The sequence below is a fragment of the Mycolicibacterium sp. XJ2546 genome, assembly GCF_053483195.1.
In genome coordinates this window covers 1-21,099 of record NZ_JBEFRW010000026.1, presented here as the reverse complement: position 1 = coordinate 21,099, position 21,099 = coordinate 1, and the positions used below count along the sequence as shown (strand labels likewise).

Below are 21,099 nucleotides of genomic sequence, written 5' to 3'. Positions count from 1 at the left end.
GGACATACTCCCGAATGCCCACGGCTACGTCACGGACGATAACCTCGTATATAAGGGACGACCGATTTCCCGGCCTTTCCTGTCGGGCCGGCGCTCTCGGTGCGTACGTCCTGGCAGAAACCGTACACAGGAGATTTTGATGACCGCAGCGACTATTCCGGGTCTCGATACTGCACCGACGAAGCACAAAGGGCTGCTGGCCTGGGTCCAGGAGGTCGCAGAGTTGACGCAGCCCGATCGGGTGGTCTTCACCGACGGCTCCGACGAGGAGAACGCACGGCTGTGCGACAAGCTCGTGGCGGCGGGCACCTTCACCAAACTCAACGAGGAGAAGAAGCCCAACTCCTACCTGGCGGTGTCCGACCCCTCCGACGTGGCGCGTGTCGAGTCCCGCACGTACATCTGCACCGAGCGCGAGCTCGACGCCGGTCCGACCAACAACTGGATGGATCCGTCGGAGATGCGCGCCACCATGACCGACCTGTACCGCGGTTGCATGCGCGGGCGCACCATGTACGTCATCCCGTTCTGCATGGGCCCGCTGGGCGCCGAGGACCCCAAGCTGGGCGTGGAGATCACCGATTCCGAGTACGTCGTCGTGTCGATGCGCACGATGACCCGGATGGGCAAGGCCGCGCTGGACAAGCTCGGCGACGACGGCTTCTTCGTCAAGGCGCTGCACTCGATCGGCGCGCCGCTGGAACCCGGCCAGAACGACGTGCCGTGGCCGTGCAACGACACCAAGTACATCAGCCACTTCCCGGAAACCCGCGAAATCTGGAGCTTCGGCTCGGGTTACGGCGGCAACGCGCTGCTCGGCAAGAAGTGCTACGCGCTGCGCATCGCGTCGGCGATCGCCCACGACGAGGGCTGGCTCGCCGAGCACATGCTGATCCTCAAACTGATCTCGCCGGAGAACAAGTCCTACTTCGTCGCCGCGGCGTTCCCGTCGGCGTGCGGTAAGACCAACCTCGCGATGCTGCAGCCCACCCTGCCGGGCTGGCGCGCCGAGACCGTCGGCGACGACATCGCGTGGATGCGGTTCGGCAAGGACGGCCGCCTCTACGCCGTCAACCCCGAGTTCGGCTTCTTCGGGGTCGCGCCGGGCACCAACTGGTCGTCGAACCCGAACGCGATGAAGACCATCGAGGCCGGCAACACCGTGTTCACCAACGTCGCGCTGACCGACGACAAGGACGTGTGGTGGGAAGGCCTCGAGGGCGACCCGCAGCACCTCATCGACTGGAAGGGCCGCGACTGGACTCCGGACTCCGAGGAGAAGGCCGCGCACCCGAACTCGCGCTACACCACCCCGATCTCGCAGTGCCCGACGCTGGCGCCCGAGTGGGACGACCCGCAGGGCGTGCCGATCTCGGCGATCCTGTTCGGCGGCCGGCGCAAGACCACGGTCCCGCTGGTCACCCAGGCCCGTGACTGGCAGCACGGCGTGTTCATCGGCGCCACGCTCGGCTCCGAGCAGACCGCGGCCGCCGAGGGCAAGGTCGGCACCGTGCGCCGCGACCCGATGGCGATGCTGCCATTCCTCGGCTACAACGTCGGCGACTATTTCGCGCACTGGATCGACGTCGGCAAGCAGTCCGACGAGTCCAAGATGCCGAAGATCTTCTTCGTCAACTGGTTCCGCCGCGGCGACGACGGCCGCTTCCTGTGGCCGGGCTTCGGTGAGAACAGCCGGGTGATGAAGTGGATCGTCGACCGCATCGAGCAGCGCGCCGGCGGGCGCACCACCCCGATCGGCACCGTGCCCAGCGCCGAAGACCTGGACCTGTCCGGCCTCGACGTCGACCCGGCCGACGTCGACGCCGCGCTGGAGGTCAACGTCGACGAGTGGCGCGAGGAGCTCCCACTGATCGAGGAGTGGTTCGAGTTCGTCGGCGAGAAGCTGCCGACGGGCATCAAGGACGAGTTCGACGCCCTCAAGCACCGCCTGAACGACGCGGAGTAGCTTTTTCCTGCTCGGCCGCGGTGGCTGGCGCCGTCCCTAGCCGTCGAGGATGAACTCGGCGGCGCGGCCCGCCCACGCCATCGTCGGGCCCATCAGGTTGCCGGAGATCATCGTCGGCTGGCTGGCGCAGTCGACGATGCGCAACCCCGCAATACCGCGAACCCGGCACCGGTCGTCCACGATGTCGTCGTCGTTCGGGCCCATCGCGCAGGTGCCGACGGCGTGGCTGCCGGTCGCGCCGGTCGCGGTGATGCCCGCCAGGATCTCCTCATCGGATTGCAGATTCGGTCCGGGCCGGCTTTCGGCGCTGACCTTCTCGGCGATCGGCGACTGCTCGAACCACTCCCGCATGCGACGCAGCAGCGCGACGCTGGTCGTGCGGTCGTATTCAGTGGCAAGGTAATTGGCGTCGACAGCCAACGGCGCGTCCGGGTCGGCCGAGGTGATCCACACGCTGCCTTCCGATGTCGAGCGCAGCACCTCACCCATGCAGGACACGCCGCCGACGGACTCGATGCCCGCCGGGGCGTCGGGCCGCACCGAGCCCACCGACATCATTCGCACCAGGACCTGCCCGTCGACCCGGTCCGCCTCGGGTGTGGTCTTGAAGATCGCCATCACGTCGCCGGTGGGGGTGGCCAGCGGTCCCTTGCGGGTGGCCAGGTACTTCAGTGCGGTCAGCCCCTTGGCCTTGGTGTTGCGCAGCAACCGGTTGTAGCCGATGTCGTCGGCCAGTTGATAGGTGTTGATGACGCAGAAGTGCTCGAGCATGCGGCGCCCGACGTTGTCGCGCTCGAGGTACACCGGAACACCGGCCGCACCGAGCACCTCGCGCGGCCCAATCCCGGAGAGCTGCAACAGCTTCGGTGACTCCAGCGCCCCCAGCGCCAGGATCAGCTCGCGGCGCGGCCGCAGCTGGCTGGTGTTGCCGTCGCTGCGGACCTCGACGCCGGCCGCGCGGCCGTTCTCGAAGATCAGCCGGTGGGCCTTGGTGTTCAGCGCCAGGTGCAAGTTGGGCCGCGTGCGCACCGGCCGCAGGAACGCCTTGGCGGCGGTGACGCGGACGCCGCGGCGGATCGTGGCCATGGCGGGGCCGACGCGCTCGTCGTCGCTCTCGTTGTAGTCAGCCACGCTGCGCAGCCCGAGCTTCGCGCCGGCGTCGATCAGGTCGAAGACCAGCTGGTCGGGGTCGCGGGGGGTGGTGATCGGCAGTTCACCGCCCGCGCCGCGCGTCGGCGACGCGCCGAACTGGTGGTCCTCGAAGGCACGGTAGACGGGCAGGATGTCGTCCCAGCCCCAGCCGGTGTTGCCGCGGCGCACCAACTCGTCGTAGTCCTCGCGGTCGCCGCGGTTGTAGACCAGCCCGTTGATCGCGGTGGAGCCGCCGAGCACTTTGCCGCGCGGCCAGGTCTCGGTGCGGTTCTCGGGTCCGAACGGCGCCAGCTGATAGCTCCAGGAGTACTTGTCGTTGCCGAACAGCGCGGCGCTGATCATCGGCACGTGGATGTAGGGGTTGCGGTCCCGCGCACCGGCTTCGACCAGCAGCACCTGGTTGGTGGGATCAGCCGACAGTCGGTTGGCCAGCACACATCCGGCCGCACCTGCTCCGAGGATGACGTAGTCGTACTCGGCCATGGGGTGGCTGTCCTTTCATCGTTTGCTGCCCGTGTCGGCGTCGCCCCCGGTCCGCGCCAGCAAACAGGTTACGGTAGCGGAGGCACGCCCGACGCCCGAGACCCTCTTGACACCCGTCAAGTCCAGTCGTCGTAAAGTCTCTACATGCAGATCCGCGAACATGCCGAGGCCACGCCCGACAAGCCCGCCGTCATCATGCATCCCAGCGGCACGGTGGTGACGTTCGCCGAGCTGGAGGCGCGCGCCAACCAGCTCGCCCACCACTTCCGGCAGGCCGGGCTGGTGGAAGGCGACACCATGGCCGTGCTGATGGAGAACAACGAGCACCTGCACGCGGTGATGTGGGCGGCGCGCCGCAGCGGCCTGTACTACGCGGTGATCAACACCCACCTCACCGCGGCCGAGGCGGCCTACATCATCGACAACTGCGGCGCCAAGGCAATCGTCGGCTCCGCGGCGCTGCGCACGCTGTGCGAGGAGTTGGCCGAGCACTTACCCAACGGTCTGCCTGAGCTGCTGATGATCGCCGACGCCGATCTCGACGGCTGGCAGCGCTACCCCGAATGCGTAGCCCACCAACCCAGCACGTCCATCGACGACGAGATCGAAGGCGACCTGCTTCAGTACTCTTCGGGAACCACCGGGCGGCCCAAGGGAATTCGGCGTGAACTGCCCCATGTGCACCCGTCGGACTCACCGAACCTGCTGTCCGCATTGCTGATGGCGATCCAGATGGACAGCGACTCGGTGTATCTGAGCCCGGCGCCGCTGTACCACACTGCGCCGTGTCTGTGGACGATGGCGGCGCAGGCGATGGGTGTGACCACCGTGGTGATGTCGAAGTTCGAGCCCGAGTCGGCACTGCAGGCCATCGAGAAGTACCGGGTCACCAGCGGCCAGTTCGTGCCTGCGATGTTCATCCGGATGCTCAAACTGCCTGAGTCGGTGCGCAATTCCTACGACGTTTCCAGCATCAAGCGGGTGGTGCACGCGGCGGCGCCGTGCCCAGTCGACATCAAGAGACAGATGATCGACTGGTGGGGCCCCGTCATCGACGAGTACTACTCGTCCTCTGAAGGCGCCGGTATCACCTTCATCACCGCCGAGGAGTGGCTCAAGCGGCCGGGTTCGGTCGGTCGACCGCTGCTGGGCGAGGCGCACGTCCTCGACGAGAAAGGCGACGAGGTGGCCCCCGGCCAGGAAGGCCAGATCTACTTCGCCATGCCCGGTATGCAGTTCGTCTACCACAAGGATCCGGAGAAGACGGCCGAGTCCCGGGACCGGCGCGGATGGGTCACCGTCGGCGACGTCGGATACCTCGACGACGACGGCTACATGTTCCTCACCGACCGCAAGCACCACATGATCATCTCCGGCGGGGTGAACATCTATCCGCAGGAGGCCGAGAACCTGTTGGTGACCCATCCCAAAGTGATGGACGCCGCGGTGTTCGGCGTACCCGACGACGAGATGGGACAACGGGTGCACGGCGTCGTGCAGACCGTCGACCCGGCCGATGCCACCGAAGAGTTCGGCGAGCAGTTACTCACCTGGCTGCGAGATCGGTTGGCGCACTACAAGTGTCCGCGGGCCATCTCGTTCGAGGCGCAGCTGCCGCGCACCGAGACCGGCAAGATGATCAAACGAGAGCTGGTCGAAAAGTACTCGTGACCTCCGTCGAGCTCACCGGCGGCATCGTCGTTGCCGTCGGAACACCTTGTGACGACGCGACATTCACGCTGTCCGAGGACGACACCGACGACCGTCGGGCCATCACCGTGGAATCGGTGCCCGACGCGCTCGATGAGATCACCGAGCGCTGTGCGCGATGGCCGCAGGCGGCCGCCGTGTGCGACGACGTGCTACGGGCCCTCGATCCCGCGGCACCAGCCTTCGGCGGCGTCGTCACCGAATCCCTGGCCTACTCGACGCTGCAGTCCGGCCCCGAGTTCGCGCGCTGGCTCGCCGAACGCGGACCCGCCCGGCCGGTGACCATCCCCGAGCCGGTGCAGGCCGAGCGCATCGACGACGCGTTGTACGTGCGGTTCAACCGCCCGCAACGGCACAACGCCTTCTCCACCGACGCCCGCGCCGCGCTGCTGGAGGTCCTCGAGGTCGCCCGGCTCGACCCGTCGATACGAGGGGTGACCCTGTCGGGCAACGGCCCGTCGTTCTGCAGCGGAGGTGATCTCGCCGAGTTCGGCACCTTCGACGACCCGGCCAGCGCACACCTGGCCCGCACCCGGCACAGCCCGGCGTTGGTGCTGGCCGAACTGACTGCACGCCTTGGTCATCGGTGCCGCGCCGAGGTGCACGGTCAGGTGCTGGGAAGCGGGATCGAGATGGCGGCGTTTTGCGGCTGGGTGCAAGCACGCGCCGACGCCGTCTTCGGTCTGCCCGAATTGAGCCTCGGCCTGATCCCCGGGGCCGGCGGCACCGTGAGCGTCGCCAGGCGCATCGGCCGGTGGCGCACCGCTTACCTGGTGTTGTCGGGTCGTCGCATCGACCCGCCGACCGCGCTGCGGTGGGGCCTGATCGACGCCATCGTGTGATTTCGGTGCGCAAACCATCGCTCATCGCTGGTTGACGCACCGAAATCCCCTCAACCGGAGCGGCGCAGCGTCACCCGGTAGGTGTACTGCTCGGGCAAGAAGTGGCTGACCGACAGCTCGACGGGTCGGCTGGCGGCATCGGAGTAGAGCCGGTCCACCCGCAGCATCGGATGACCCGACACGCAGCCCACCGCGGCGGCGACGGCGTCGTCGGCGGGGGCGACGGTGATCCACTGCGCCGCTTCGGTGATCGGCGCATCCAGGTGCGGTTCGAGCAGTCCGATCACGGTCTGGGTGCCCACGGCGCCGTCGGCCAGTTCCGGGGCGCCCGACAGCGCGGCCGCGGCCGACGGCACCAGGTGCACGGTCGTGGACACGAACGGCACGCCAGGTTCAGCCCCGGGTTCGGCAGCATGCAGACGGCGAAGCATCACCGAGAACACCACGTCGTCGTCGAGGCGCAACCGGCTGGCGGCATCGACGTCCACCCGTCTGCGCAGCCCGGACAGCACCTCCATGGTGGTGTCGTCGGACAGGCTCATCAGGTCTTCGATGGACCCGAGCTGGCGCAGGTAGCGCCGTCCCGGATCGCTGGCGTAGGTGCCCCGCCCCGGCACCCGGTACACCACCCCCTCGGCGGCCAGGTCCTGAAAAGCCCGTCGCACCGTCTGCCGCGACAACCCATGGGCGGCAACAAGTTCCGACTCGGTAGGCAACCGGGTGCCGTCCCGGTAGTGGCCCGCGGCGATCTGCTCGCGCAACTGTTCGCGCAGCGTCTGATACGCCGGAAGCTGCTTCACCTATATCCCGCCCCGGGCGATGAGTTGCCCGGCGATCACGTTGCGCTGGATCTCGTTGGTGCCCTCGCCGACGATCATCAGCGGCGCGTCGCGAAAGTAGCGTTCGACGTCGAATTCGGTGGAATAGCCGTACCCGCCGTGGATCCGCACGGCGTTCAGCGCGATCTCCATCGCCACCTCGGAGGCAAACAGCTTGGCCATGCCGGCCTCCATGTCGCAGCGTTCGCCGCTGTCGTAGCGTTCGGCGGCATACCGGGTGAGCTGGCGCGCGGCGGTCAGCTTGGTCGCCATATCGGCCAGGTAGTTGCCGATGGACTGGTGCTTCCAGATCGGCTGCCCGAAGCTTTCGCGCTCCTGCGCGTAACGCAGCGAGTCCTCCAGCGCCGCCGTCGCCACCCCGAGCGCGCGTGACGCGACCTGAATCCGGCCTGTCTCAAGGCCTTTCATCATCTGGGCGAACCCCTTGCCCGGCTCGCCGCCGAGGATCGCCGACGCGGGCACCCGGCAGTCTTCGAATGTCAGCTCGCAGGACTCCACCCCCTTGTATCCGAGCTTGGGCAGATCACGCGAGACGATCAGGCCCGTGGTGCCAGATTCGACCAGCACCACCGAGATGCCCTTGTGCTTGGGCGTGGCGGTGGGATCGGTCTTGCACAGCAGCGCAACCAACCCGGACCGGCGCGCGTTGCTGATCCACGTCTTGGACCCGTTGATCGCCAGTCCCTCGCCGGGTGACGGTAGCGCCGTGGTCTTCATGTTCTGCAGGTCGCTGCCACCGCCGGGTTCGGTCAGCGCCATCGTGGCGCGCACCTCACCGGTGGCCATCGGCGGCAGGTACCGCTGCTTCTGCTCGTCGGTGCCGAACAGGTCGAGCAGCTTGGCCACCACGGTGTGCCCGCCCATGGCGCCGGCCAGGCTCATCCAGCCCCGCGCCAGTTCCTGCGTCACCTCGACGTAGCACGGCATCGACACCGGCGAGCCGCCGTAGGCCTCCGGAATCGCCAGCCCGTAGATACCGATTTGCTTCATCTGTTCGATCCACGCCTCCGGGTAGGTGTTGGCGTGCTCGACCTCGCGGACCTGGGGTTTGACGTCGCGGTCGATGAACATGCGCACGGTCTCGACCAGCATCGTTTCTTCGGCATTCATAGGTACGGCCATATTGACACTTTGTGCGGCCCAATGCCAGCATGGGCAGCCGTGAGCGGCCCCTATTTTGACGATCTCCACGTCGGTCAGGTCTTCGACACCGCGCCGTCGATGACGCTGACGCCCGGCGCGGCGGCCGTGCACCAGTCGATCCTCGGCGACCGGCTGCGCCTGGCGCTGGACGCCGAACTGGCGATGGCGGTGACGGGGGCGACGGGTGCGCTGGCGCATCCGGCGCTGGTGTGCGACGTGGCGATCGGCCAGACGACGCTGGTCACCCAGCGGGTGAAGGCCAACCTGTTCTACCGCGGGCTGACGTTTCACCGGTTCCCGGTCATCGGCGACACGCTGTTCACCCGCACCGAGGTCGTCGGCCTCAAACAGAACTCCGCCAAACGCGGCCGAGCCCGCACCGGGCTGGCGGCGCTGCGGATGACGACGGTGGACGGCGTCGGCCGCCTGATCCTCGACTTCCACCGCTGCGCGATGCTGCCGCTGCGCGACGGGGCGCCCGATACCGGCCACGCCGACGACCTGAGCGCGATCGGCACCGTCGAACCCGACCTGCCCGACCCGACGGCCGACTGGAACGCCGAGGCCTACCGCGCCAAAGTGCCGGGCGCGCACTTCGACGCGGACATCGCGGGCACCGTGCTGCACAGTTCGGCCGACGCGGTCAGCAACGCCCCCGAGCTCGCCCGGCTGACGTTGAACATTGCTGCGACCCACCATGATTATCGCAGTGCAGGTCAGCGGCTGGTGTACGGCGGTCACACCATCGGGCTGGCGCTGGCTCAAACCACCCGGCTGCTGCCCGATCTGGTGACGGTGCTGGCCTGGCGGTCCTGCGACCACACCGGCCCGGTCCACGAGGGCGACACCCTCTACAGCGAGTTGCACGTCGAGGCGGCCGAACCGCTACCCGACGACCGCGGCGGTGTGTTGACGCTGCGGTCGCTGGTCTACGCCGTCGATGAGCCGGACCGGCAGGTGCTCGACTGGCGGTTCACCGCGCTGCAGTTCTGAGGGGACCCGGACCCCGCGCCGACGGCGGCTGGAGGGGCACCACAATGGAGGCGTGGCCTCTTTGGTCGTCCCGCGCGCCGTGCTCACCGGGGCACGGCGGGTCGCCGAGGCGTTCGGGCAGCTCACCGGTGTCGAGGTGGACGCCGCAGAACTGCTGGCCGGCCGGGCCACGATGCTCGGCCTGACACCGAAGGGCCGCGTCTCCGCAGGCGGTGCGACACACCTGATGCGCAGCCGCGACGGCTGGTGCGCGCTGACGCTGTCGCGTCCCGACGACGTGAACGCCGTTCCCGCGCTGGTGCAGTCCGATGCCGTCGACGACGATCCGTGGCCGGCCGCGCACCGCTGGGCCGCCAACAACGACACCGCCGACGTCACCGAACGCGCGCGCCTGCTGGGCCTGCCGGTCGCCGCGCTCGGCGAGACCCCGGCCGGATCGCCGCGGCACTATCCGTTCGGTGCGGCCACCACCCCGCGCGGGCCGGGCGGGCTGCTGGTCGCCGACCTGTCAACGATGTGGGCGGGCCCGTTGTGCGGGCAGTTGCTGGCCCGGGCCGGGGCCACCGTGGTCAAGGTCGAAAGCACCGCCCGCCCCGACGGTGCACGGTCCGGCCCGCCCGCGTTCTTCGACTGGATGAACGCCGGAAAACTTTCCTACGTCGCCGATTTCGACGAGCCCGCCGGCCTCAAGGCGTTGTTGTCGGCCGCCGACGTCGTGCTCGAATCGTCGCGTCCGGCGGCGCTGACCCGCCGCGGCCTTGGCCCGACCGATGTGGCGCCGCGCGACGGACGGGTCTGGTTGCGGATCACCGGGCACGGCACCGACGGTGAGCGTGCCAACTGGGTCGCGTTCGGTGACGACGCCGCGGTGTCGGGATGCCTGATCGCGGCCGCCGTCGAGAACCCGCAGTTCTGTGGTGACGCCATCGCCGACCCGCTGACCGGCCTGCAGGCGGCGTTGACGGTCGCCGAGTCGTTGCACGCCGGCGGCGGTGAGCTCATCGAGATGTCCATGGCCGCCGTCGCCGCCACCTACGCCGAACTGCCGTTCGACGGGGAAACCGAGTGCGCCGCCATGCCCCAACTCAGCGACCGGGCCGCGCCCCTCGGCGCCGACAACGTCGCCGTCGAGCAGTTGCTGACCGAGCGAGGGGCGGCGCAGTGCTGATCCAACGGGCGTCGCTGCTCGACGGCTCCGTCGTCGACATCCGCGTCGCCGAGCACATCGTCGACATCGGCGAGCGGCTTGATCGCCAACGCGGCGAACAGGTTTACGACGCGAAAGGTGGCACCGTCATCCCCGGTCTGCACGACCACCACGTGCACCTGCGGTCGGCTGCCGCGGCGCTGCGGTCGACGCGCGTCGGACCCGGCGACGTGGCCACCCGCGCGGACCTGGCCAGCGTCCTGGCCGCGGCCGACGTCGGCGAGGACGGATGGATCCGGGCGGTCGGCTATCACGAGGCGGTCGCCGGGCCGCTGGACCGAACGGTGCTCGACGATGTGGCCCCATCGGTACCGGTGCGCGTGCAACACCGCAGCGGGGTGCTGTGGACGCTGAACTCGGCCGGTCTGGAGCGAGTCGGCCTGCCCGACCACCCCGACGGCCGGTTACCCAGCTCGGATCCGACATGGGCGGAAAGCCTGCAGCGCAACGAGTCCGGTCTGGCCGAGGTCAGCAGGACGCTGGGCGGGTACGGCGTCACCGGGGTCACCGACGCCACACCGGATCTCGGCGTCGACGATGTGGTGAAGTTGAACGTGGCGCACCGGCGCGGCGAACTGCGTCAGCGGGTGCACTGTTTGGCGCCCGGCAAGCGGATCCTGCACGACACCGACCTCGACCTCGACGAGCTCACCGCCTGGATCACCGCGCGGCACGCCGCCGGCGTCGCGATCGCCGTGCATTGCGTCACCGCCGCGCAGCTGGTCCTCACCTTGTCGGCGTTGCAGTCGGCGGGCACCCACCCGCGCGATCGCATCGAACATGCGGCGGTCGTGCCCGACGACACCGTTGCGCAGGTCGCCGAGTGCGGCGTCACGGTGGTGACACAGCCCAACTTCGTCTTCGAGCGCGGCGACCAGTACCTCGTCGACGTCCCTGCCGATGAACATCACGAGCTGTGGCGGGTCGCCACGCTATTGGATGCCGGTGTGCCGGTGGCGTTGTCCACCGATATGCCGTTCGGTAACGGCGACCCGTGGCAGACGATGCGCGCCGCGGTGCGCCGGGCGACCGGCAGCGGCGCGGTGCTCGGCGCCGACGAAAGCGTCCGCGCGGCAACGGCGTTGAAAATGTTCTTCGGCACGCCCGAGCGCCCCGAGGAGCCAAGGACCGTCGATGCGGGTCAGCCTGCCGATCTGGTGGTGCTGTCTGCGCCGCCTGCCGCGGTGCTGCGCGAACTCGACGCCGCCATGGTGGCCGCCACGCTGATCGCCGGTGAGTTCGTGTTCGAACGCAGCTGAGTCAGGCCGCCGCGGGCGTCAGCACTTGACGCAGCATCGCGCACTGGCTGTTGAAGAAAGCCTGCGACACAGCGGCTTTGGGCGCGATCCCGTCGAAGCCGTGAAATGCACCGTCGACGACCTCGACCTCGCAGTGGACGCCCGCGGCCTGCAGCCGTTCGGCGTAGGCCAGGTCCTCGTCGTGAAAAAGGTCCAGTGTCCCGACGCCGATCCAGGCGGGCGGCAGCCCGCTGAGATCAACGCGGCGTGCGGGCACCGCCACGTCGGGATCCGCATCTCCGAGGTAGGCCGCCCACCCGAACTTGTTGCTCGTCTGGTTCCACAGCCGAAGGCCCGGATTGTCCAGATCGCGGCGGTCGCAGGTGCGGTCGTCGAGCATCGGGTACACCAGCAACTGCGCGGCCACCGGGACCTCGCCGCGGTCGCGGGCCATCAGCGCCAGCGCCGCAGCCAGTCCGCCGCCCGCGCTGGCCCCGCCGATCGCCACCCGCGCCGGGTCCACCGACGGCAGGGTCGCCAGCCAAGTCAACGCCGAATAGCAGTCCTCCAGCGAGTCGGGATACGGGTGCTCGGGCGCCAACCGGTAGTCGACCGAGGCGACCGTGACACCTAGTTCTCGGGCGAAGCGGCGGCACAACACGTCGTCCTGGGCCGGGTGGCCGATGACGTATCCGCCGCCGTGGATCCACAACAGCGCCGGGCCGGCCGCGGACCCGTTGCCCGGCCGGAACAATCGCACCCCGACCCCCGAGGGCAGGGTCAGCGCATCGACGTCGCGCGGTACCCGCCGCCACAACGCGCGCGTCGCCATCCGGACGATGGGCAACGTCACCGGGGTGATGACCTGTTTCGGAATGAACCGGGCGGTACGGCGCAAGTCGGGATGAAAGTTGGGCTGGGCACGGCGAGACGATCGGTTACGCGACACCTGATCAGTAAAGCCTCGACATCGCCACCGTGGCCGAGGATCCATGAAAACCGGGGCCGGCGCGCCCCCGCGCTTCCTTCTTGGCCCCCGCGAGCGTCTGCTGGATGTCAGAGTTGCGTGTGCCCGCCGCCCCGCGGGGCTACTGCTGGAGGGCGAGGCGGGGATCGGCAAGACCACCTTGTGGCTGGCGGCCAAGCTGTTCATCAGCGTCAAGACGGTCGAGGCGAACCTGACCCGGGGTAGGCGCTATTTGAGCAGCGGATCACGCGGCAGACCGAGGATGCGCTCGGCGATCGTGTTGCGGGTGATCTCCGAGGTACCGCCCGCGATCGTCATCGCCCGGTTGCCTAGGTAGGCCAGCGTCAGCACCGGCGTCTGCCCGACGACCGGTGCCGGACCGGCCAGTTCCATGGCCAACTCGGTCGTTCGCTGCCCGGACTCGGCGACCAGCAGTTTGGTGACGTTGCCTTCTGGACCGGCTTCCGAACCTGCGATCGCGCGGGTGACCCGGCGCAGGTTCAGCAGCCGCAGCGTGTGGGTCTCCGCGATCGCCTCTCCCACGCTGCGCACGTAGTGCGCCGCGGTCTCGGCGGGCGCATCGTCGAGCAGCTTGACGAGATGTGCTGTGGTGAAACCGGTTGTGCCGCCGGAACCTCCGCCGATCGAGACGCGCTCGTTGCCCAGCGTCGCGCGGGCCACCAACCAACCCTTGTTGACGTCGCCCACCACGTCGGCGTCGGGCACGAAGACGTCGTCGAAGAAGACCTCGTTGAAGTGCGAGTGCCCGGTCAGGCCCTTGAGCGGATTGACGGTCACCCCCGGCGCCTTCATGTCGATCGCCATCATCGTCACCCCGGCGTGCTTGGGCGCGTCGGGGTCGGTGCGCACGGTGGCCAGCCCCCACTGGCACTCGTGCGCCAGGCTGGTCCATACCTTCTGACCGGTGACGCGCCAACCGCCGTCGACCTTCTTGGCCGACGTTCGCACCGCGGCGGCATCCGAGCCCGCACTCGGTTCGGAGAACAGCTGACACCACATCACCTGCCCGCGCAGCACCGGCTCCACCCAGCGTTCCCGCTGCTCGTCGGTGCCGGCCTGGGCGATGGTCAGTGTCACCCAGCCGGTGATCCCCATATCGGGGCGTTCGATGCCGCCGAACTCCTCTTCGATGACCAGTTGTTCGAGCACATCGGCGGCGCGACCCCACGGCTTAGGCCAGTGCGGCACAAGGTATCCCGAGTCGACGAGGAAATCGCGCCGCTTCTCGGCGGGCAGCGACTGCAACGTCTTGACGGCCTCGCGGGCCTGCTCGCGGTACTTCTCCGCCTCGTCGGGCAGGCCGAACGACGCGCCGCGGGCCTGGCCGCTGCGCTGGGCCTCGACGATATCCAGCAGCGGGTCACCGGCTTCGGCCATCAACGCGGCCAGGGTGCGGGCCCGGCGCAGATACAGGTGAGCGTCGTGCTCCCATGTGAAGCCAATACCGCCGTGCAGCTGGATGTTGTTCTGCGCGTTGAAGATCTGTGTGCGGATGGCATGTGAGGCGGCCACCGCCGCGGGAAACCAGGCGCCGTCGAGGTCCTCGGCGCGGGCGGCATCCCAGGTGGCCGCGGTGCTCACCTCCGCGTTCACCAGCATGTTGGCGGCGTGGTGTTTGACGGCCTGGAACGTGCCGATGGTGCGGCCGAACTGTTCACGCACCTTGGCGTACTCGACCGCCATTTCCAAGCTCGCCCAGCTGACGCCGACCGCTTCGGCCGACGCCAGCGTCCGGAACACGGTGCGTGCCTTACGTGCGGCGCCGCGCAGCATACGGTCCTCGGGCACCGACACGCCCTGCATCGCGACGGCTCCGACGCTGCGGGTGGTGTCCAGGGACTCCAACGCCGTGACGGTGACCCCGTCCGCGCCCACGTCGACCACCACGACGTCCTCACCTGCGACGACAACCAGCACGGTTGCGTCGGGGGCGGCCAGCACCGCGCGGCACTGGCCGGTCACCACCAGGTCGGGGCCGACGGTCACGTCCCCCGAAACCGCGAGCGCGCCGACAGTGGACCCGTCGGCCAGGCCTGGAAGTAGTTGGGCGCGAACCGAATCGGGTGCGCAGCGATCGATCACCACCGCTGCGGCAACGCTCGGCAGAAACGGGCCGGGGCACAGCTCGTGGCCCTGGGCCTCCAGAACTACCGCCAGCTCGGCCAGACCGAACCCGGAGCCGCCGTGCTCTTCGGCGACGGCCAGCCCGGTCCAGCCGATCTCGCCGGCCGCCGACCAGATGTCAGCCGGATGCGAGGATGCGTCCTCCAGCGTGGCACGCGCGGCGGCGCGGCTGTTCAGCCGGTTGAGCTGGCCAAACGCCGCATCGGCCAAGTCGTTGTGCTCTTCGGTGATGGCCAGGGCCGACTTACTCACAGTGGAAGTCCTCGTTTTACATTTTGGCGTACTTTTGGCACTCGTCGAGTAACGCTAACCCCTTTGCCCAGCTCAACCTATACGTGACGCCGATCACACTGATCTTGACCAGAATCGGGCGCCGACATCTTCGTCATGTCGCCGTTTACGAATCGGGCTGCGGGGTACAGTTCCGCAATGGCGGTACGGCCCGAGGCCCGGAATCCCGGCGTGACGATGTGGAAACGTGCCAGGTGGTTTCTCAACGCCGGGCCCTCCGACTACATGCTGGCCATGAGCGTCGCGTCGGCGTCGCTGCCCGTGATCGGGAAACACCTTGAGCCACTTGGTGCTGCGACCGCCATGAGCGTGTGGGGGTCCCGTCATCTTCCGGATTTCTTCGGTGCGGCGGCCAAGTCTTGGCTGAGTCCGGGCAACGCGGAGCTGAAACGCAGCGAACGCGACTGCACCCACACCGTCACCGCGGCCGCGCTGCGCGGCCTCGTCAATCCCCATGACCTCGACATCGACTGGCCGGCACCGCAACGGGTACCGCCGCTGTGGAACATGCGCGAGCATCGTCGCAGCGTCTACCGCACCTCGGTGCGGTACGGGCCACGGCCGTGCCAGCTGCTCGACGTGTGGCGACCCAAGGACCTGCCGGTCCAGCCCGCGCCGGTCCTGATCTTCGTGCCGGGCGGCGCCTGGGTGCACGGCAGCAGGATGCTGCAGGGCTACGCGCTGATGTCGCATCTGGCCCAGCAGGGCTGGGTGTGCCTGTCCATCGACTACCGGGTCGCACCGCACCATCGCTGGCCCGCGCACATCACGGATGTGAAGACCGCGATCGCATGGGCCCGCGCCAACGTCGACAAGTTCGGTGGCGACCGTAGCTTCGTTGCGATCGCGGGTACCTCAGCAGGCGGGCACCTGTCGGCGCTGGCCGGTCTGACCGTCAACGACCCCGAGATGCAGGACGAACTCCCCGAGGACTCGGACACGTCGGTGGACGCGGTGGTCGGCATCTACGGTCGCTACGACTGGGAGGACCGTTCGACGCCCGAGCGGGTGCGGTTCATGGATTTCCTGGAGCGGGTGGTCGTCAAACGCAAGAGCGCCAAGCATCCCGAGGTCTTTCGCAAGGCGTCGCCGATCGCGCAGGTGCATCCGGACGCGCCGCCGTTCCTGGTGATCCACGGATCCGGGGATACGGTGATACCGGTGGCGCAGGCCCGCGCGTTCGTGGAACGGCTGCGCGGGGTGTCGCGGGCCCCGGTGAGCTACCTTGAACTGCCTGGCGCAGGCCATGGGTTCGATATGACGGACGGCGCCCGCACCGGTTCGATGGCGACCGCGATCTCGTTGTTCCTCAACCATATTCACCGGCACCGGGCTCTGATCGGGGCCAAGGAAGTTATTTAGGGTGGCTGTTGAAGAGGCTGAGCGGCTGGGACGCGGTACTTCTCTACAGCGAGACACCCGAAGTGCATATGCACACCCTCAAGCTCGCGGTGATCGACCTTTCCGAACTGAAGGGCCGCAAGTTCGGCATCGAGGACTTTCGTAAGGTCATCCACGGTCGGCTCTACAAGCTCGACCCGTTCCGCTACGAGCTCGTCGACATCCCGTTCAAGTTCCACCACCCGATGTGGCGGGAGAACTGCGAGGTCGACCTCGAATACCACGTGCGGCCCTACCGGGCGGCCAGCCCCGGCGGGCGGCGCGAACTCGACGAGGCCGTCGGCGAGATCGCCAGCACACCGCTGGACCGCAGCCGGCCGTTGTGGGAGATGTACTTCATCGAGGGGCTCGCCGACGGCCGAATCGCGGTGCTCGGCAAGATCCATCACGCCCTGGCCGACGGCGTGGCTTCGGCCAACTTGCTGGCGCGGGGGATGGACCTGCAGGCCGGGCCGCAGGACCGCGACTCATATGCGACCGATCCCGCACCCACCCGTGCCGAACTGGTGCGCACCGCATTCGGTGACCACATGCGCCAAATCAGGCGGCTGCCCGCGGTGCTGCGCTACACCGCCCAGGGTGTGCGGCGGGTGCGCAAGAGCACCTACCGGCTGTCGCCGGAGCTGACGCGCCCGTTCACGCCGCCGCCGTCGTTCATCAACCACCGCGTCGACGCCAAACGCCGGTTCGCGACCGCCACCCTGGCGCTGGCCGACATCAAGGAGACCAGCAAGCACCTCAACGTCACGATCAACGATATGGTCCTCGCGATCGCCTCCGGAGCGCTGCGGCAGCTGTCGCTGAAGTACGACGGACATGCTGATCACCCGCTGTTGGCTTCTGTCCCAGTCAGTTTCGACTTCTCCGCCGAACGCATTTCGGGCAACTACTTCAGCGGTGTGATGATGACGGTGCCGATCCAACTCGCCGACCCCCTCGAGCGGGTGCAGGCCGTGCACGACGCAGCGGTGAGCGCCAAGGAAACCCACCACCTGCTCGGCCCCGAACTCGTCAGCAGGTGGTCGGCCTATCTACCGCCCGCACCCGCCGAGCGACTGTTTGCCTGGCTGGGTGAAAAGGACGGTCAGAACAAAGTGCTCAACATTCCGATCTCCAATGTGCCCGGCCCACGTGAACACGGCCGGGTCGGTGGCGCGCTGGTGACCGAGATCTACTCCGTAGGACCGCTGACGACCGGCAGCGGTTTGAACATCACGGTGTGGAGCTACGTCGACCAGCTCAACGTTTCGGTGCTCGCCGATGGCGCCACCCTCTCCGACCCGCATGAACTCACCGATGCGATGGTCGAGGCGTTCACCGAGATCCGTCGTGCCGCAGGACTTTCCGAAGAGCTGACGGTCATTGATTCCGTTATTGCCTAACTGTCTGAACCTTGGTGCGCTTGGCGTGCGCCCACGACAGGAACTTCTCGGCCGCCTGTGCGGTGTAGTGGCCCCGCGGTGAGCCGTAGTAGAAGTCGAACGCATGCTGTGCGTGCGGGATCTCAGCGTAGGCGACGGTGGATGTCGACACCTTACTCAACGCGTCGGCGAAATCGCGTCCCTCCTGCACCGGGATGATCGAGTCGTCCTGGCCGTGCAGGATGAAAAACGGTGGCGCATCGGGCCGTAGCCGCATGATCGAGGACGCGTCGACGTAGGTCTGCTTGTGTTCGACGATGCGTTTCTTCACCACGAACTTCTGCAGAAACGAGATGAACTCCCTGCGCCCGGACCCGCGCGCCGACACCCAGTCGTAGCGGCCGTAGATCGGCACCGCGGCGGCCACCGAGGTGTCGGCGTCCTCGAACCCGGGCTGCCACTGCGGATCGTTGGGCGTCAACGCGGCCAGCGACGACAGGTGCCCGCCAGCCGAACCACCCGTGATCGCCACGAAGTCCGGGTCACCGCCGTAGTCGGCGATGTTGTCCTTGATCCAGGCCAGCGCGCGTTTGACGTCGATGATGTGGTCCGGCCAGGTGTGGCGCGGGCTGACGCGATAGTCGATCGACACGCACACCCAACCGCGCTCGGCCAGATGGCTCAGCAGCGGATAGGCCTGTGGCCGTCGCATACCGATCGCCCAAGCGCCGCCTGGCACCTGGAGCAGCACCGGTGCCTTGCCGTCAAGGGGCAGGTCCGCGCGGCGCCAGATGTCGGCGCGGTTGACGCGCGAATGCGGGCCGTAGACAACGGTGTTCGCCTTCCCGACATACCGGCGGCGCACCAACTCGTTGGGCCACACGCCGATCATGCGTCGGCGCACCGCGGGCTGCGACTGCGCGGCAACCGCCTTGTAGTCGTCGCCCAACTCCTTGCGCAGCGGCTCCTCAAAGTACGGCTGCGAGGTGAGGTTTCGATAGTGAATGAGGCCAAGCAGCCCCCATGCGATCGCGGTGAGCAGCAAGGCGATACGCCCGCTGGCGCCGCGGAAGTCACCGCGCCAACCACGGCGTACCGCGTCGAGCACCGACGCGGCCAGGTACAGCGGGGACATCTCGGTGGTCGGCCACCCGAACGCGAACACCGGCAGGGTGATGTAGCCCTCGCGGCCCAACGGGCGCACACCGTTGGCGGCGTTGACGAGTTCGGCGACCGCGCGCAGCAGCGGATAGCGGGGAAGTTTGATCAAGGTGGCAATCCCTCGGGGAAGCTTACAGATTCAAATCCACGCTAGCCCAGTACCGGAAGCCGACGCTTGGCGGCCAATTCGTCCAGAGCCCGCTGCATCACCCGGCGCACGTGGGCGTCGACCTCGTCGATGTCGGGATCCGTGCCGAACTCGTCCTCGATGTGGATCGGCGGCAGCACTTCCATGACGATCTTGGCGGGCAGCGGAATGTTGGGCGGGATCACCAGCGACAACCCGAACGGGAAGCCGAACGAAATCGGCATGATCTTCGTGCGGGCCAGCCGCGCGATCGGCCCGAGACGCTCGGCCAACCACGTGCCCCGCGACAGGAAGATCTGGGTCTGCTGCCCGCCGATGCCCACCGTCGGCACAATCGGCACGCCGGCGTTCAACGCCGCCTTCACATAGCCCGTGCGGCCGCCGAAGTCGATCACGTTCTCCGAGAACGTCGGCCGGTACACGTCGTAGTCACCACCGGGGAACACCACGACCAGACCACCCGAACGCAGTGCGGCGTCGGCGTTTTCATGGTTGGCGCTGATGTAGCCGATCCGCCGGAAGAAATCCCCCGTAGGACCGGTCAGCAGCATGTCGTGACTCAGCGTGTACAGCGGCCGGTGGTAACCGTGGCGGTCGTAGTAGTCGGCCGCCAAGATCGGCACATCCATCGGGAACAAGCCACCGGAGTGGTTGCTGACCACCAGCGCACCACCGGCGGGGACGTAGTCGAGGCCGTGCACCTCCGAGCGGAAGTAGCGCTTGAGCAAGGGGCGGGTGACGCCCATGACGCGTTCGGTCAGCCCGGGGTCCCATTTGGCGAGCTCCGACGGTATGGTCTCGGTCTCGGTCGCGGCCATGCGGCCCCCTTCGATGGAAAACTGAAACGTGTTCTAGTTTACCTTGGCGCCCGCGATGCGCGCTTTCGCGGCCGTTACGATCACCCGCGTGAGCGACGAAACCAGTGGAACCAAAGAAGCAGTACTGGTCGAGCAGCGTGACCGGATCCTGATTATCACCATCAACCGGCCCGAGGCCAAGAACGCGGTGAACGCCGAGGTGAGTCGGGGCCTGGCCGCCGCGATGGACCGGCTCGACGACGACGCCGGCTTGTCGGTGGCGGTGCTGACCGGCGCGGGCGGCTCGTTCTGCGCCGGGATGGATCTCAAGGCCTTCGCGCGCGGCGAGAACGTCGTGGTGGAGGGCCGCGGCATGGGCTTCACCGAGCGGCCGCCGGTCAAGCCGCTGATCGCGGCGGTGGAGGGTTTCGCGCTGGCCGGTGGGACCGAGCTGGCATTGGCGACCGATCTGATCGTGGCGTCGAAGGAGTCGGCGTTCGGCATTCCCGAGGTCAAGCGCGGCCTGGTCGCCGGCGGCGGTGGGCTGCTGCGGCTGCCGCAGCGCATCCCGTACGCGATCGCAATGGAACTGGCGCTGACGGGGGAGAACCTGACCGCGGTGCGCGCCCACGACCTCGGCCTGGTCAACGTGCTTGCCGAACCCGGTCAGGCGCTCGAGGCGGCGATCGCGCTGGCCGAGAAGATCACCGCCAACGGACCGTTGGCCGTGGCAGCGACCAAGCGGATCATCGTCGAGTCGCGCAATTGGAGCCCCGACGAGATGTGGCGTGAGCAGATGAAGATTCTCGGGCCCGTGTTTGCGTCGAACGACGCCAAGGAAGGCGCGATCGCCTTCGCCGAGAAGCGGCCGCCGAACTGGACGGGCACCTGACGGTTTTCCGTTGCGCCGCGGTGGGCAACCGAGGGGTATGGAACTTCCGCTGACGGATTATGACCAACTACCCCTGACGGAGTTGCGCCACCGCATCCGCGCGCTCGACGAACCGCAGCTGCGCACGCTGTTCGAGCACGAAACCGAGCACGGCAACCGCATACCGGTGCTCGAGTTGATGAACGCACGGCTGCGGGAGCTGACCCACGGTGCCGAGCCCTCTGACGGTGACCCCGACGGCGGACCCGGGGTCAGCGGGACGTCGGGTGGCTCACCGGTGCAGGAATCCACCGCGGCCGAGCCCGGAACCCCATTGCGACACGGGGTGGCGTCCCAGACGCCGTCGCGCGGCAAGCCGTAGGG

The 21,099-nt window shown here is 68.1% G+C and carries 17 protein-coding genes; 10 read left to right on the top strand and 7 right to left on the bottom strand.

Annotated elements, in window-relative coordinates; all coding sequences use genetic code 11:
• Positions 1-139 precede the first annotated feature (139 nt).
• Positions 140-1,966 (top strand): phosphoenolpyruvate carboxykinase (GTP), encoded by a 1,827-nt coding sequence (locus ABQE44_RS25140; RefSeq protein ID WP_448395111.1) that lies wholly within the window; start codon positions 140-142, stop codon positions 1,964-1,966.
• 36 nt (positions 1,967-2,002) lie between these two features.
• Here the strand turns inward: ABQE44_RS25140 and ABQE44_RS25135 are convergent, their stop codons facing one another.
• On the bottom strand, positions 2,003-3,601 hold the full coding sequence (locus ABQE44_RS25135; RefSeq protein WP_448432509.1) for a GMC family oxidoreductase: 1,599 nt from the start codon (positions 3,599-3,601) through the stop codon (positions 2,003-2,005).
• A 144-nt stretch (positions 3,602-3,745) separates the two neighbouring features.
• On the opposite strand from ABQE44_RS25135, the gene fadD4 reads away from it, so the two are divergent.
• Together fadD4 and ABQE44_RS25125 are read left to right on the top strand one after the other, a co-directional pair.
• Entirely contained in the window at positions 3,746-5,272 is a 1,527-nt protein-coding gene (gene fadD4, locus ABQE44_RS25130; RefSeq protein ID WP_448432507.1) for a fatty-acid--CoA ligase FadD4, read from the top strand.
• Positions 5,269-6,153 carry an enoyl-CoA hydratase/isomerase family protein gene (locus tag ABQE44_RS25125; protein WP_448432505.1) on the top strand — a complete coding sequence of 295 codons (885 nt, stop codon included), beginning with the start codon at positions 5,269-5,271 and terminating at the stop codon, positions 6,151-6,153. Before fadD4 ends, ABQE44_RS25125 begins: the two co-directional genes overlap by 4 nt.
• A gap of 50 nt (positions 6,154-6,203) precedes the next feature.
• On the opposite strand, the gene ABQE44_RS25120 is transcribed toward ABQE44_RS25125, so the two are convergent.
• Complete coding sequence (locus tag ABQE44_RS25120) at positions 6,204-6,953, bottom strand: GntR family transcriptional regulator (RefSeq protein ID WP_448432503.1); 750 nt, start codon at positions 6,951-6,953, stop codon at positions 6,204-6,206.
• A complete protein-coding gene (locus ABQE44_RS25115) occupies positions 6,954-8,114 on the bottom strand; it encodes an acyl-CoA dehydrogenase family protein (protein ID WP_448432501.1) in 1,161 nt (386 codons plus the stop codon).
• A gap of 21 nt (positions 8,115-8,135) precedes the next feature.
• On the opposite strand from ABQE44_RS25115, the gene ABQE44_RS25110 reads away from it, so the two are divergent.
• From ABQE44_RS25110 to ABQE44_RS25100, 3 genes are read left to right on the top strand one after another with little or no spacing between them, the layout of a single operon-like run.
• Positions 8,136-9,128: a MaoC family dehydratase gene (locus ABQE44_RS25110; protein ID WP_448395105.1), complete on the top strand. Its 993-nt coding sequence runs from the start codon at positions 8,136-8,138 to the stop codon at positions 9,126-9,128.
• Positions 9,129-9,180: 52 nt separating this feature from the next.
• The gene (locus tag ABQE44_RS25105; RefSeq protein WP_448432499.1) at positions 9,181-10,296 is read left to right on the top strand and encodes a CoA transferase; all 1,116 of its coding nucleotides are present in this window, start codon (positions 9,181-9,183) and stop codon (positions 10,294-10,296) included.
• Positions 10,290-11,594 carry an amidohydrolase family protein gene (locus ABQE44_RS25100; RefSeq protein ID WP_448395103.1) on the top strand — a complete coding sequence of 435 codons (1,305 nt, stop codon included), beginning with the start codon at positions 10,290-10,292 and terminating at the stop codon, positions 11,592-11,594. The genes ABQE44_RS25105 and ABQE44_RS25100 overlap by 7 nt, the downstream gene beginning before the upstream one ends.
• Position 11,595: 1 nt before the next feature.
• On the opposite strand, the gene ABQE44_RS25095 is transcribed toward ABQE44_RS25100, so the two are convergent.
• Positions 11,596-12,471 (bottom strand): alpha/beta hydrolase, encoded by an 876-nt coding sequence (locus ABQE44_RS25095; protein ID WP_448432497.1) that lies wholly within the window; start codon positions 12,469-12,471, stop codon positions 11,596-11,598.
• A gap of 297 nt (positions 12,472-12,768) precedes the next feature.
• Positions 12,769-14,937 carry an acyl-CoA dehydrogenase family protein gene (locus ABQE44_RS25090; protein ID WP_448395101.1) on the bottom strand — a complete coding sequence of 723 codons (2,169 nt, stop codon included), beginning with the start codon at positions 14,935-14,937 and terminating at the stop codon, positions 12,769-12,771.
• Positions 14,938-15,114: 177 nt separating this feature from the next.
• Here ABQE44_RS25090 and ABQE44_RS25085 point away from each other — a divergent pair, with 177 nt between their 5' ends.
• Together ABQE44_RS25085 and ABQE44_RS25080 are read left to right on the top strand one after the other, a co-directional pair.
• Positions 15,115-16,338: an alpha/beta hydrolase fold domain-containing protein gene (locus tag ABQE44_RS25085; protein ID WP_448395100.1), complete on the top strand. Its 1,224-nt coding sequence runs from the start codon at positions 15,115-15,117 to the stop codon at positions 16,336-16,338.
• Between the two features lie 8 nt (positions 16,339-16,346).
• Positions 16,347-17,759: a WS/DGAT/MGAT family O-acyltransferase gene (locus ABQE44_RS25080; protein ID WP_448395099.1), complete on the top strand. Its 1,413-nt coding sequence runs from the start codon at positions 16,347-16,349 to the stop codon at positions 17,757-17,759.
• Here ABQE44_RS25080 and ABQE44_RS25075 read toward each other — a convergent pair.
• On the bottom strand, positions 17,749-19,005 hold the full coding sequence (locus ABQE44_RS25075) for an alpha/beta hydrolase (RefSeq protein WP_448395165.1): 1,257 nt from the start codon (positions 19,003-19,005) through the stop codon (positions 17,749-17,751). The genes ABQE44_RS25080 and ABQE44_RS25075 overlap by 11 nt on opposite strands.
• A 44-nt stretch (positions 19,006-19,049) precedes the next feature.
• Positions 19,050-19,865, bottom strand: a complete 816-nt coding sequence (locus ABQE44_RS25070) for a lysophospholipid acyltransferase family protein (protein ID WP_448395098.1) — start codon at positions 19,863-19,865, stop codon at positions 19,050-19,052.
• Between the two features lie 55 nt (positions 19,866-19,920).
• On the opposite strand from ABQE44_RS25070, the gene ABQE44_RS25065 reads away from it, so the two are divergent.
• Complete coding sequence (locus tag ABQE44_RS25065; protein ID WP_448395097.1) at positions 19,921-20,736, top strand: crotonase/enoyl-CoA hydratase family protein; 816 nt, start codon at positions 19,921-19,923, stop codon at positions 20,734-20,736.
• A gap of 37 nt (positions 20,737-20,773) precedes the next feature.
• The gene (locus ABQE44_RS25060) at positions 20,774-21,097 is read left to right on the top strand and encodes a DUF8129 domain-containing protein (RefSeq protein WP_448395096.1); all 324 of its coding nucleotides are present in this window, start codon (positions 20,774-20,776) and stop codon (positions 21,095-21,097) included.
• Positions 21,098-21,099 lie beyond the last annotated feature (2 nt).